Genomic DNA, 12899 nt, shown 5'->3' with positions numbered 1-12899 from the left:
GAAGCGCTCCATGCCAGAGCTGCTTCGCGAACAACGCTCTGCTCAGGCGTTGGGGTCAAAGGGTTCAAACTCGCCATAAACCTGATGAATGGGCAAAACACCGGATGTGAATGGCAAATCGAGATCTGCCGGATCGTCTTCAGGGCCTGTTGCGCGCACTTTTGCAGAGACGTGCTCCAGTGAGATGGCGATGACGCTGGTGGCTTTCATCTCGGTGGCATTGGGTGGGCGCGTCTCTTTTGAGCGGCCTTTTTTAAACTTCTCTAGTAGGGCATCTAACGCTTCGCGTTTCTCTTGCTCGTCTTCAACCAATATAGGCGTGCCAAACAGCATGACCGAGCGGTAGTTAACCGAGTGGTGAAAGGCTGATTTCGCAAACACAATGCCATCAAGTGCAGACACCGTGATGCAAGTTTTACCCTCCGTTAGAATGGCGTTAATCAGGCCGTTTTTGCTGGAGCCATGGATATAGAGCGTATCGCCGATACGCCAATGCAGGTTGGGCTGCACCGCAGGGTAGCCATCCACCACACCGCCGATGTGGCAAAGGTATGTATCATCAAGGATTTGATTGATCTGCTCTCGATCATAAACAGCGCGTTTTAAACCGCGCTTCACCTGTGTCTGGGGCTGCATAGTTCCACTCTCAGCTTTGTCGTTATCGGTTGGAACAGCGTATAGTGGTCAGTGGTATCTAAGAAGATCCAATTCTAAGATAAAAATAAGAACCACTTTGTGAGATCAACGCTGTGCTCTTCCAACCCTTGCTGTCGAAAACCTTTGATTCACGTACCCCAAAATATGAGCAGCTCTACGAGTTGCTGCGCGAGGCCATATTAGATGGCCGCATCTCAGCAGGCGATAAACTACCCGCGACTCGGGATCTGAGCCAGCAGTTGGGTATTGGACGTAACGCAGTGATTACCGCATTTGAGATGCTGGTGGCGGAGGGCTTTTTAGAAACACGCCACGGAGCGGGTACGTTCGTGGCTCACCTTGAAGGGTTAATTCCGGTGTTGCGCCGGGGCGAAACCAGCACGACAGTGGTGAAAACTAATAGCCTTTCCGATGCGATGGGGCGTATTGATGCTTTTGCGGCCGCACAAAGTGATCACCGTAGCGGCACTATTATGTTGCCAGCCAACCCACCCACAGCGCTTTTTCCCCACAAAGCGTGGCAGCGCTGTACGCAACAGGCAGCACGTCAACACGACTATGATCGTGCCGATTTAATGGGTGATCAGTTGTTGCGTCAGGAGCTTGCAGACTACCTATCATTGACTCGGGGCATTCGCTGCAGCGCGGAGCAGGTCATGCTGACCTCAGGTTCGTTGCATGGTATCGCAATGGCGTTGCAGGTTTTGGTGAATCCGCGGGAGCGCGTTTTACTCGAAGATCGGGGCTATCCGGGCATCGATGGTGCCCTAACCGGCATCGGCGCATCGCCGCAGATAATGCCTTGCGATGACCATGGCGTGCTAACCGATCATCTGGCAGCTTACACAGCCCGCGTTATGGTGATAACACCAAGCCGTTGTTTTCCTATGGGTGGCACGCTATCGCTGGAGCGGCGTATTGCATTGCTAGACTGGCTATATCAGGCTGATCGCTGGCTAATTGAAGATGACTACGATAGCGAGTTTATCTTTTCAGGCCACAGCATTGCCGCGCTTCAGAGCATGGATCGTTCTGGGCGCGTGATCTATACCGGTACCTTTAGCCGAACACTGTTTCCAAGCATTCGAACGGGCTATCTGGTGCTACCCGAAGCGTTGGTTGAGGTGTTCAATACCTATCGGCGCTACACCGAAGGCGGCATGCCAACACTACAGCAACACGCGATGGGGTTATTTATGCAGCAGGGCCATTATGCACGCCATCTGCGCCGAATGCGTAAACGTTATCAAACGAAAAAGGCCCAACTGTTGAGCTTTATGGCACAGCACTTCCCCAACTTAAAGCCCCTTGAAACCACGGGGGGGATGCATCTGGTGTTTCGTTTCGAAGGCGATGATATTGCAATCGCTGCGGCGCTGAACCGTGCGGGAATTGGTGCACGGGCGCTATCAAGCTACGAGCGCGCGCCGTTGGCAGATAAAGGTATCATTCTTGGTTATGCAGCACTTGAAGATGAGCATCTGGTGCGGTTGCAGCATGCGCTTAACGGGTGCTTGGCGCAAAAGAGGGGTTAGGTGAGCTAGCTGTTTGCTGGCGGGCAACCTTTAACGGCACGATGCGCTTGGCGGTATCATAGCCTGCTTTGAACAGTGCATTTTTTTGCTCGGGTGTGATATTGAACTCAACAGGTGAGATACTGCCGGTGTGAACCACGATGGTTTGCTGCCAAAAGGTTTCGCTAATGTACTCCTGAGACATGGTTGTCATAAAGGTGCGTATGAGTAGGCTAAGGTGCGACACCAACGGAATGAGTGGCGGCTTTGCGTCTCGTGGCGCGTGCTGAACACAGCTGAGACGAAACACTAATATCGGCGTGCCATTACCTGCCCAGTCTCGTTGCAGTGCTTCCTCAGATAAGATACTGCCATCCACCAAGAGCTGCTGTTTGTACTCCTTAAAGCTAAACAGCAGCGGAATCGACATCGAGAAGCGCACCGCTAACGATACTTTCATATCAGGCGAGTTCGCCCGGTTAAAGACCACTGGCTTACTGGCGCGTAGATCAGTTGCCACCACATGAAAATCACCGGATAGCTGGGAAAAGGTTTTGCCATCCAGCTTTTCATCGAGCCACTGTTCAAAAAGATCCCCAGAAGATAGCCCGCCCGTGCGTAACAAGCGGAAAAAGCCTTGGCCTAAGAATTGGCGAAAGTCGGTCTCTTCGGCAATAACGCGCAACTGCTCTAGTGAGTAACCCGCACAAAAGAGGGCGCCCACCACGGAGCCACCAGATACCCCCACCAGCGCTGGGAAACGGTAATCGAGCTCTTCGAGTGCGTTCAAAATACCAATATGGGCTGACAAACGGCTGCCGCCACCGGCAAGCACGGGCACGAGACTAAGGTGGTTATGAGGGCGATTGGCGGGCGTATCACCACGAAAGACGGAATCTGACACAAGCGGCCTCCAGCAATGGGGCTGGCTACAGATGTTTAAATTATAGCCAAAGTTGTTCGCAAGCTCAGCTTATACCAAAGAGTGTCATATGAACGTCACACAAAGTGGCTAGTTTATGGTGCCTCGTTTACTATTAATCAAATACTTACCAGCAACGACTCTGACCGCTTCATGACCTCTGCGACTGCCTCTGCCACCCATATCATGCGCTGCTTACGAGATGAAATCCGTAACGGGCATTTACAACCCGAAGACAAACTAGGCTCTGAGCGTATTCTTAGCGAGCGCTTTTCGACATCTCGGGTGACTATTCGTGAGGCTCTGAAAAAGCTAGAGTCTGAGGGCGTGGTGTATCGCTCTAACCGACGTGGCTGGTTTGTCACCTCGCCACGTGTTAAGTACGACCCAAGTTGTCCGGGCTTCTTTATGGACTATGTGGCGGAGCAGGGCTTTATACCTTTTAGCCGCATGCTATCGAGCGAACTTGTCCCTGCAGATAGCTACCTCAGTGAGCTATTCGAGATACCCGAAGGCAGCGACGTGGCCTGCATTGAGCGGGTGCGTGGAGCCGACAACCGTGCCGTCTATGTTGAGCGTATCTTCTTAAACCGCGACCTCCTTCCCGAGATTGAGCAACACGACTTAACCCTATCGGTGAGTAAAGTTGTGAAAGGGGAGTATGGCCAAGAGTATGCTGCGAACGATTTAGACATTCGCGCCGCGACGCTATCTTCCCATCAGGCGGCCACGTTAAGTGCACCGGCTAACTTCACCTGCTTGAATATCCGACGCATCGTGCGTAATGCACAAGGGCGTGTCTTTGAGGTGGATTTTGAAGCGTGGCGGCACGATACCGTTGAGCTTAGTTTATCCGTGATTGACACACCTTAACGCGCGGCAGCGATCGATTCGTTTTATCGCTGCAAACAATCTTTCGTAAATCTGTCACATCTTTGTAAAAAACTGGCGCTAATCTTTTTCCTCATCTGGTCTATACCAGTTAATCATTGAGGATATGAGAGATGACTAACAAAGCGACGTTTACCAAACTGGCACTGGCGACTTTGATGTCGGCAACTGCTTTGTCTGCACATGCAGGTTCTGAGTTAACCGTTTACACAGCGTTGGAAGCGGAAGATCTAAAGCGTTACGCCGCAGCGTTTAACAAGAAGCACCCTGATATCAAAATCAACTGGGTTCGCGACTCCACAGGTATCGTGACCGCAAAACTGTTGGCTGAAAAAGAAAACCCACAAGCTGACGCTGTTTGGGGTTTGGCAGCGACCTCTTTGCTGGTGCTGAAAGGCGAGCAAATGCTTCAGCCATACAAGCCAGCAGGTGTCGAAAAACTGTCTAAGAAATTCTACGACCAAGATGCAACACCGTCTTGGGTCGGTATGGACGCATGGATGGCTGCGGTTTGTTTTAACACCGTTGAAGCGAAAAAGCACAACCTGCCTAAGCCTACGTCTTGGGAAGATCTAACGAAGCCGGTTTACCAAGGCCATATCGTAATGCCTAACCCTAACTCATCAGGTACGGGTTTCTTAGACGTATCCTCATGGTTGCAAATGTTCGGTGAAGAGAACGGCTGGCAATATATGGACCGTCTGCACAATAACATCGCACGTTACACGCACTCCGGTTCCAAGCCTTGTAAATTGGCGGCGGCTGGTGAAGCGCCCATCGGTATCTCTTTTGCATTCCGTGGTGCGAAGCTGAAGAAAAAAGGCGCGCCGTTAGATCTTGTCTTCCCTAAAGAGGGCCTAGGCTGGGATATGGAAGCCAGCGCAATTGTTAAAGGTACAGATAATCTGGATGCGGCTAAGAAGCTGATGGATTTCTCTATCTCTGAAGAAGCTAACCGCCTATATAACAAAGGTTACGCAGTTGTTGCGATGCCGGGTATCGCTAAGCCAGTACAGTACTTCCCAGAGAATGCTGCTGAGCTGATGATCGACAACAACTTCGAGTGGGCTGCGAGCAGCCGCTCCGAGATCTTGAAGCAGTGGCAAACGCGTTACGACAGCAAGTCTGACCCGAAATAGATACTGGGCTTTTTGATGTAAAGCCCTCGTCATGAGGGCTTTCTAGTATCTAACAGATTCAGGTAACGGGAAGGTCACGATGCACTATCTATCGATTCAAAACTTAAAAAAGCACTTTGGTGAATTTACGGCGCTGCAGGATATCTCTCTTGATATAAAAGAGGGTGAGTTTGTCTGCTTTCTAGGCCCTTCAGGCTGCGGTAAAACCACACTACTACGCGCCATTGCCGGTCTTGATCAGCAAAGTGAAGGCAGCATCCACCAAGCAGGACGGGATATCTCTCAACTGCCGCCTGATCAGCGTGACTTTGGCATCGTCTTCCAGTCTTACGCCTTGTTCCCCAACCTAACCGTTGCTGACAACATCGCGTATGGCCTAAAAAACAGCAGCGATGCAAAAGTACGCCAGCGTGATGCGATCACCCAGCGTGTGGATGAGCTCCTTGAGCTGATCGGCTTAGCGGGTGCTAACCATAAATACCCATCTCAGCTGTCTGGTGGACAGCAGCAGCGTGTTGCTTTAGCGCGTGCTATCGCGACGAAGCCGGGTTTACTGTTGTTGGATGAACCCCTATCAGCGTTGGATGCCCGCGTGCGTGTCCATCTGCGCCGCGAGATTAAAGAGCTACAGCGTACCCTTGGTATCACCACCATCATGGTGACGCATGACCAAGAAGAAGCGCTCACCATGGCCGATAAGATCGTGGTTATGAACAACGGTGTCATTGAGCAAGTGGGCACCCCAGAAGAGATCTATGCCGCGCCTGCGTCGGCGTTTGTGGCCTCGTTTGTGGGCACTATGAACTTTCTCAACAGCTTTGTTTCCGACACCAACCGCGTGCAAGTGGACGAAACCTACCTAAGCTGTGATGCCTGCGGTGATATGGAGCAGGACACTCAAGTTAGCGTGGCGATCCGCCCTGAAGATATCCGTGTGCGTTTTAATGGTGATGCAACCAACACGCTACGCGCATCAGTCAGAGGCTTTGAGTACTTAGGTGCGTTTGCTCGCGCAGAGCTTGATGTGGATGGGATTCATCAGCCGATCGTTGCTGATTTCTCGATGAACGATGTACGCGATCACAATATTTGCTGTGGTGCTCAAATGCACTTAGACATCCCTAAACATCGTTTGCATGTATTCCGAGAAGCATCATGAGTAGCCGTTTTATCGCGATGAATGCTGTGGGAGCATCGCGCCGTTGCTTGCATAAGGATCAGTGGGTGCAAGCGGTTGGGTTATTGATAGCAGCGGCTTTTTTGCTGGTGGCAATGGTGCTGCCGCTCTACGCGATTCTATCGAAGAGTGTGCAGAACAAAGCGGGTGATTTCGTGGGGCTTGAAAACTTCATCGCCTACGCCAGTTCGCCGTCTTTGTTTGATTCAGTGCTTAATTCACTGTTTATCGCCTCACTGACTACAGTCATCGTTATCACGCTCGCGCTGCTTGCCGCTTATGCGCTCACCCGCAGCTGTATGCCATTTAAAGGTGTGATTCGCTTACTGATGATGGGGCCGATCTTTGCACCATCGTTACTTCCGGCGATCTCGCTGGTGTATCTGTTCGGCAACCAAGGCTTTCTAAAGAGCTGGCTCTTCGGTGAAAGTATCTATGGCCCGATCGGTATCGTGATTAGCCTCTCATTTTGGTGCTTCCCCCATGCGTTGATGATCTTGATCACCGCGTTGAGCAATACGGATGCACGCCTCTATGAGTCAGCAAAAGCGTTGCGCACCTCGGGCTGGCGAACCTTTTTTACTGTGACGTTACCATCAATCAAGTATGGTCTGATTAGCGCCTCATTCGTGGTATTTACCCTGGTTATCACCGATTTTGGTGCTCCCAAAGTGATTGGCGGCCAGTACGATGTGTTGGCAACTGATATCTATAAACAGGTTATTGGCCAGCAGAACTTCCAGATGGGTGCGGTGGTATCAGTCATCTTGTTGCTACCTGCGATGCTGGCATTTGCCGCGGATCGTTGGGTGCAAAAAAAGCAGGTCGCGCTTGTTACATCACGTGCGCAGCCTTATCGTGCTGAGCCGAATCGGCGTAAAGATGTGTCGATGCTAGCGCTTTGCTTGCCGATTATCGCGATTGTTATCGGCGTCCTTGGCACAGCGGTTTATGCATCATTCGTAACATTTTGGCCCTATAACCTGTCGTTATCGTTGAATAACTACCAGTTCGACTTGATGGACGGCGGTGGCTGGGATGCCTACTTCAACTCAATAGAGATGGCGTTTTACACCGCACTGTTTGGTTCGTTCTTGATCTTTACCAACGCGTATCTGGTTGAGAAAGTGCAAGGGATGCGTGCACTGCGTGGCTTGGTGCATCTATTTGCGATGATACCGCTGGCGGTACCTGGGCTTGTGCTGGGTTTGGCTTACATCTTCTTCTTTAATGCGCCCAATAACCCACTCAATAGTCTATATGGCACGATGGGGATCTTGGTGATCTGCACGATCGCACACTACTATACGGTCTGTCATTTAACGTCGATTACTGCACTAAAGCAGATCGATAAAGAGTTTGAGGCGGTATCGGCATCGTTGAAAGTGCCGTTCTACCAAACATTCTTGCGGGTAACACTACCACTTTGTTTACCGGCGCTGTTAGAGGTTGGGATCTATCTATTTGTTAATGCGGTAAACACAGTATCAGCGGTCGTGTTTCTGTACTCAGCTAACACAACGCTGGCATCGGTTTCGATCCTAAATATGGACGACGCCGGTGATATTGCCCCCGCCGCAGCGATGGGCGTATTGCTGATGCTAACGTGCATGGGCGTGAAATTATTACACTGGTTACTATCACGTCAATTGATCAACAACACGCAAGCGTGGCGTAAAGCGTAATTTAAAAGAGGATCCGGTCAGTCTGAGGCTGAGCGGATTTTTAATACGCAATTCGTCTGGTATATACCAGATTTTGAGATGCTAATTAAACAATGTGCGTAGCAGAGCGTTACCGCACAAAAATGACAAAAGCAGAGAGAGTTATGAAGCAATCACAACCTTATTTGTTAACACCAGGACCGTTAACAACGTCCGATGCCACCAAAGAAGCGATGTTGGCGGACTGGGGCTCGTGGGATCAGGACTTTAATGCGATCACGCGTGATGTATGTGAGCGTCTGTTAGCGATGGCCAACGCCAGCGACACGCATGTTTGCGTACCGATGCAGGGCAGCGGTTCTTTCTCGGTTGAAGCGACGCTGGGCACGCTGGTGCCAAAAGATGGCAAAGTGCTAGTACTGATCAACGGTGCTTACGGTAAGCGTATCGCGCAGAGTCTTGAGTATATGGGGCGCGACTACGCGGTTATCGACAAAGGCGATTACGAGCCACCACGTGGCGAAGAAGTCCGCTTGGCCCTTGCTGAAGATCCCGCCATCACCCACGTTGCGGTGGTCTATTGCGAAACAAGCTCTGGCATCTTAAATCCCATCGACGAGATTGCAGTGGTGGTGGCAGAGGCGGGCAAACGCTTGCTGATCGACGCTATGAGTGCCTTTGGTGCACTGCCGGTTGATGCGAAAACCCTACCGTTTGAAGCGGTCATTTCGGCAGCGAACAAGTGTATCGAAGGCGTACCGGGTTTTGGCTACGCGATCGTACGCAGTGACTCTCTTGAACAGTGTAAAGGCCGTGCCCACTCCCTGTGTCTCGATCTTTACGAACAGTGGAAGTATATGGAAGCGACCGGCCAGTGGCGCTTTACGCCGCCAACGCATGTGATCGTTGCATTTCAGCAAGCGCTGAACGAGCACGCACAAGAGGGTGGTTGCGAAGGGCGCTTGGCGCGTTACACCCGCAACCGTGACCAAATGGTAAACGGTATGCGTGCAATGGGTTTTGCCACCTTGCTCGAAGATCAATGGCGATCACCCATTATCACCACTTTTATGAGCCCAACGGACCCAGCGTTTGAGTTCAAGACGTTTTACAACCTTCTCAAAGAGAAAGGTTTCATTATCTACCCGGGCAAGCTAACTGAAGCAGAAAGCTTCCGGGTTGGATGTATCGGCCAACTCTATGAGCCGCAGATCAATGCGTTACTGGAAGCGGTAGCACAAACGCTAGCGCAGATGAATATCACCCTAAAAGCAGTAGCTTAAGAAAAGTAGGACCCGACAATGACTTACCTCTACAAACGTGTATATGCAGGCCCCGTTCAAGCCGTTGTTTTTGACTGGGCGGGTACAACCGTCGATTTTGGCTCATTGGCGCCAATCAAAGGTTTCTGCCAGCTGTTTGAGCAGTTTGGTGTACCGATTACCGCAGAAGAAGCCCGTGCGCCAATGGGCGCTGAAAAGCGCGAACATATCCAAGCACTGTTGGATATGCGGCGTGTACGTGAGGCATGGATTGCACACCACGGTAGCGAAGCGGATGATGCCAAAGTAGATGAGCTTTACGATGCGTTTGTTAACGTACAGGTTGCCTGTATTGCTGAGTGCGCGCAGTTAATCCCGGGCGTGAAAGAGACGTTCGACTACCTAACAGGTAAAGGTATCAAGGTCGGTGCTAACACGGGCTACAGCCAAGAGATGATTGTTGATCTGCGCAGTATTGCTGCAGAGCAAGGTTACAAGCCAAGCTCGGTGGTGTGTGCAACAGACGTTCAAAAAGCTCGCCCATTCCCACACATGACGTTGAAGAACATCATGGAGTTGGAAGTGGGCGCGGTACAGTCTGTGATCAAGGTTGACGATACGCTCACGGGTATCGAAGAGGGCCTAAACGCAGGCTGCTGGACGGTTGGCGTTATCGATAGCGGCAACGAAGTGGGTATGGATCTGGCGAGCTGGGAAGCACTGCCAGAAGCGCAAAAAGACGCTAAGCGTGCTGCTGCGCAGCAGAAATTCCATGCCAGCGGAGCACACTATGTCATCAACACGGTAGCGGACCTACCAGAGGTTGTTGAAGACATCGAAGCGCGCCTAGCGGTAGGTGAACAGCCTTAAGCTTCAGCGGCACTGAGCTTGGCTTAAAGCGTGGGCCAAGCTCAGTGTTACTTCTGTGTTACCTATCGCTTCTCGTTAAAGCATGGTTTAGCAGCGCACCGCCGTAACGGCAATCTCCACTAATACATCGCCCTCTAGGGCGACGCCAAGGCAGGCGCGTTGTGGCCAATGGGCTGGATCGTCGCCAAACCACGCACACCAGACCTTATCCATGGCCGGTTTCTGCTTCATATCTGCGATATAAACCTGTGCTGATACGATACGGGTTTTATCACTGCCTAGCTCAACCAGATTGGCTTGGATGGTATCCAGCGCAAGCTGCGTTTGGCCGGCAAGATCTAACGAGGTATCGGATGCGGTAGCCACCGTCCAAACCAGATCCTTGTATGCGGACGACTTATTTCTACCTTGGTAAATGCCGCGCTTACGCTCAATCATAAAAAATCCTACTACGGGTGGGTGAAGCCAAAAAGAGCGCTGCGATAAAACCGTTTAGCCGCGAATGGGCTCATCATTCGTACTCTTCTAAAAAGCAGGTTATCAGCTCGTCGGCCTCTTCTAAGGCATGCTCAAACCCTTGCATGATAAAGGTATCTATCGTGCTTTTACCAACCTCACTGGGCTGCTGTGCAAAGTGGCTCGCGTCCCAAATCTCGTCTTGGCAAAAATAGAAAAGGGGCCTTTCAGCCGATTGGGTATTATCGCGATAGTCGAAGCACACGTAATAGAAATCTTGTTGGTCGGCATTGCCTAACGCGAACACCACGATCTTATCGGTGTTAGCCTTAAGCTGCGGATGCTCGCGGCTCCAGTTTACCTTCCACTGGGTTTCTAACACATCTGAAAGCGTGGCTATCTGATCCGGTGGCAGCATCTTGTAAGCATTGCTGCGAAACCTAGTCAGCCCCACTGTGGTTACAAACTCAACATAGCTTGGCGGAAGCGCCATCGACAGCCGTTCTTGAGCTGCTTTTAGCTCTGCCGGCTCGGCTTTGCCGCCGATATCAAAGCAATATTCATCGCGCATATACGAATACTCTGCGAAGAACGCCTCGTTATCTTTGTGCGCTAGCAGTAGCTGCTCTACTGCGGCCTCGTGAGTGTTTTTAAGCTCGGTCAGTGTATTAAGGTCCATCTCTATTATCTCTGCATGAGTTTTTTGCTGCTCGCTAAAACCGATTGCTGCAATGCCCCTAAGCGGCGCGAGCCAGATGTTGATGCGCTGGATAAAGCAGCGTGGGTTTCATTTATATCATCCAATTGGCTCTATAGAAGAAAGGCAGTGTTATAGCACTCAAAGAAGAGGGCCCATTCCACTCTACCGGTTGATATAAGCAATAGCTCGATTTTTAAAGAAATCGTCCTCGACCAGCTTTGTGACCTTACCAGATCTTATGCCAAAATTGACATAACCAACCGATTCTAGCGGCATACCAATCCACCATGAAATCACATAAGTTGCCGCAAAAGCATGTGTTGATATGACAATGCAGTCTGGAAGATCGAGGCTATCTAGATACTGATAAATTCGGCCGGCAAACTCCCTTTTAGTTTCAGCCTCAGCAACAATGCGGTGGTCCAACCTATTTTGACCGTCCTCAGGCTGAATGCGTTCATCTAACCAAGACTGTTTTCTACCTTCTGCTTGCCCAAAGCTCATCTCTCGAAGCGCTTTTGTTGCTGTTACTGGAACAAGCGTAACGTTAGCTATGCAGTCAGCTGTTTGTTTGGCTCGTTGCAAATCTGATGAATAAATAGCGTCAATACAAGGTTCATTATTACTCAGCGTTTGCGCTAATTCCTGTGCATCTGCAAGGCCTTTTTCAGTGAGCTTTGAATCATGCCAACCACCAACTAAACCTTGCAAATGATGCTCCGATTCGGTGTGAGACACTAAGTAGATTGTTTTCAATTCATATTTCCAAGTGCTGTTACAAGTATATAATGCGGCCAGAGGAGCTATACAGCCCCTCTAACTAAGAATCACCACCTAAGATAATTATTAAACAACGTGCCTCTTTACCCAACCTAGAATTAAAGGCGTAAGAAGTAACCATAAAACTGGTGGCTCGGGAATGTTTACAGATTTACTTCGTAACAAGTAATTACCCGTGCTTCTCGTAGCTGTGGACGCTGAAAGCTCTGAGATAAGGGTGTTGTAGCTACTAGCATTCTTGTTGTAGGTATAGGCGTACCGATAAACGTCTCTGGGTTGGCCGGGAATCGGGCTACCCATAATTCCTGGTAGGGTGGGGTGTGTTGCGCTTGTCGGTGCCCAAGCGGCGGTGATCATGTTATCAAAGATAAAGTCAAACCGGCTCAGAGCATCACTCGACAGAATTGCTGCGAAGCCCCCTTCCGTGAGCGGCGCTCCAAACAAGGTTTCAATTTCGCTTCTTGTAGCGTGGCGGAAGCCTTTAAACTGATCATCATTCAGAATTTCATCGTAAGACAAGTTAGAGGTCACTGATAGATCAAGCCACTCGAAGCCGGTGCTTGTATCATGAATAAGCAACTCATCACCAGTACTAGCCCAATCTTGCAAAACGAGACTAGCACTAGCGTTTACTGAGATAAAGGTAAAAATTGCGAAGAAAGTTAATTTCATTTGATTAAATATCCCTATTTTATTTAAGTGAATCCCTAGAATTTTAAATTAAAATTCTATCATAAAGTAATTTTAATTGGTTAGCCTAAACTGTGATATAAAATCTGTAATTAGTGGGGATTTAACGGCTGTCTTGGCTGCTTCCTGTGATTGACTTGAGTTTTACGATTGTTTTTTGGGGCTAATGCCCGACAT

General features: G+C 50.1%; 13 protein-coding genes. 7 read left to right on the top strand and 6 right to left on the bottom strand.

Annotated elements, in window-relative coordinates:
- Nucleotides 1–42: 42 nt before the first annotated feature.
- The gene (locus E4L36_RS01610; RefSeq protein WP_136678710.1) at nucleotides 43–636 is read right to left on the bottom strand and encodes a pyridoxamine 5'-phosphate oxidase family protein; all 594 of its coding nucleotides are present in this window, start codon (nucleotides 634–636) and stop codon (nucleotides 43–45) included.
- Between the two features lie 113 nt (nucleotides 637–749).
- Between E4L36_RS01610 and E4L36_RS01605 the strand changes: the two genes are divergently transcribed.
- On the top strand, nucleotides 750–2192 hold the full coding sequence (locus E4L36_RS01605; protein WP_169051440.1) for a PLP-dependent aminotransferase family protein: 1443 nt from the start codon (nucleotides 750–752) through the stop codon (nucleotides 2190–2192).
- Here the strand turns inward: E4L36_RS01605 and E4L36_RS01600 are convergent.
- Complete coding sequence (locus tag E4L36_RS01600) at nucleotides 2161–3075, bottom strand: patatin-like phospholipase family protein (RefSeq protein WP_136678708.1); 915 nt, start codon at nucleotides 3073–3075, stop codon at nucleotides 2161–2163. The two genes, E4L36_RS01605 and E4L36_RS01600, sit on opposite strands and share 32 nt — an antisense overlap.
- Before the next feature lie 171 nt (nucleotides 3076–3246).
- On the opposite strand from E4L36_RS01600, the gene E4L36_RS01595 reads away from it, so the two are divergent.
- The 6 genes from E4L36_RS01595 to phnX all read left to right on the top strand — a co-directional run bounded on the left by E4L36_RS01595 (nucleotide 3247) and on the right by phnX (nucleotide 10096).
- Nucleotides 3247–3966 (top strand): UTRA domain-containing protein, encoded by a 720-nt coding sequence (locus E4L36_RS01595; protein WP_136678707.1) that lies wholly within the window; start codon nucleotides 3247–3249, stop codon nucleotides 3964–3966.
- 131 nt (nucleotides 3967–4097) lie between these two features.
- Nucleotides 4098–5123 (top strand): putative 2-aminoethylphosphonate ABC transporter substrate-binding protein, encoded by a 1026-nt coding sequence (locus tag E4L36_RS01590; RefSeq protein WP_136678706.1) that lies wholly within the window; start codon nucleotides 4098–4100, stop codon nucleotides 5121–5123.
- A gap of 79 nt (nucleotides 5124–5202) precedes the next feature.
- Nucleotides 5203–6282, top strand: a complete 1080-nt coding sequence (locus tag E4L36_RS01585) for a putative 2-aminoethylphosphonate ABC transporter ATP-binding protein (protein ID WP_136678705.1) — start codon at nucleotides 5203–5205, stop codon at nucleotides 6280–6282.
- Nucleotides 6279–7985 carry a putative 2-aminoethylphosphonate ABC transporter permease subunit gene (locus tag E4L36_RS01580; RefSeq protein ID WP_136678704.1) on the top strand — a complete coding sequence of 569 codons (1707 nt, stop codon included), beginning with the start codon at nucleotides 6279–6281 and terminating at the stop codon, nucleotides 7983–7985. Before E4L36_RS01585 ends, E4L36_RS01580 begins: the two co-directional genes overlap by 4 nt.
- Nucleotides 7986–8128: 143 nt before the next feature.
- The gene (locus E4L36_RS01575) at nucleotides 8129–9247 is read left to right on the top strand and encodes a 2-aminoethylphosphonate--pyruvate transaminase (protein WP_136678703.1); all 1119 of its coding nucleotides are present in this window, start codon (nucleotides 8129–8131) and stop codon (nucleotides 9245–9247) included.
- 18 nt (nucleotides 9248–9265) lie between these two features.
- Nucleotides 9266–10096: a phosphonoacetaldehyde hydrolase gene (phnX, locus tag E4L36_RS01570; RefSeq protein ID WP_136678702.1), complete on the top strand. Its 831-nt coding sequence runs from the start codon at nucleotides 9266–9268 to the stop codon at nucleotides 10094–10096.
- An 87-nt stretch (nucleotides 10097–10183) separates the two neighbouring features.
- Here phnX and E4L36_RS01565 read toward each other — a convergent pair whose 3' ends face one another.
- From E4L36_RS01565 to E4L36_RS01550, 4 genes are all read right to left on the bottom strand, one after another.
- Nucleotides 10184–10534 (bottom strand): RidA family protein, encoded by a 351-nt coding sequence (locus E4L36_RS01565; protein ID WP_136678701.1) that lies wholly within the window; start codon nucleotides 10532–10534, stop codon nucleotides 10184–10186.
- 73 nt (nucleotides 10535–10607) lie between these two features.
- The gene (locus E4L36_RS01560) at nucleotides 10608–11231 is read right to left on the bottom strand and encodes an SMI1/KNR4 family protein (RefSeq protein WP_136678700.1); all 624 of its coding nucleotides are present in this window, start codon (nucleotides 11229–11231) and stop codon (nucleotides 10608–10610) included.
- A gap of 183 nt (nucleotides 11232–11414) precedes the next feature.
- The gene (locus E4L36_RS01555) at nucleotides 11415–12008 is read right to left on the bottom strand and encodes a histidine phosphatase family protein (protein ID WP_136678699.1); all 594 of its coding nucleotides are present in this window, start codon (nucleotides 12006–12008) and stop codon (nucleotides 11415–11417) included.
- 90 nt (nucleotides 12009–12098) lie between these two features.
- Complete coding sequence (locus E4L36_RS01550; protein ID WP_136678698.1) at nucleotides 12099–12704, bottom strand: hypothetical protein; 606 nt, start codon at nucleotides 12702–12704, stop codon at nucleotides 12099–12101.
- Between the last annotated feature and the right edge of the window lie 195 nt (nucleotides 12705–12899).

It is taken from the genome of Neptunomonas sp. XY-337, assembly GCF_004959845.1.
GTDB classification, from domain to species: Bacteria; Pseudomonadota; Gammaproteobacteria; order Pseudomonadales; family Balneatricaceae; genus Neptunomonas; species Neptunomonas marina.
The sequence above is the reverse complement of the archived record's forward strand: the minus strand, read 5'-3'. Positions and strand labels throughout refer to the sequence as shown.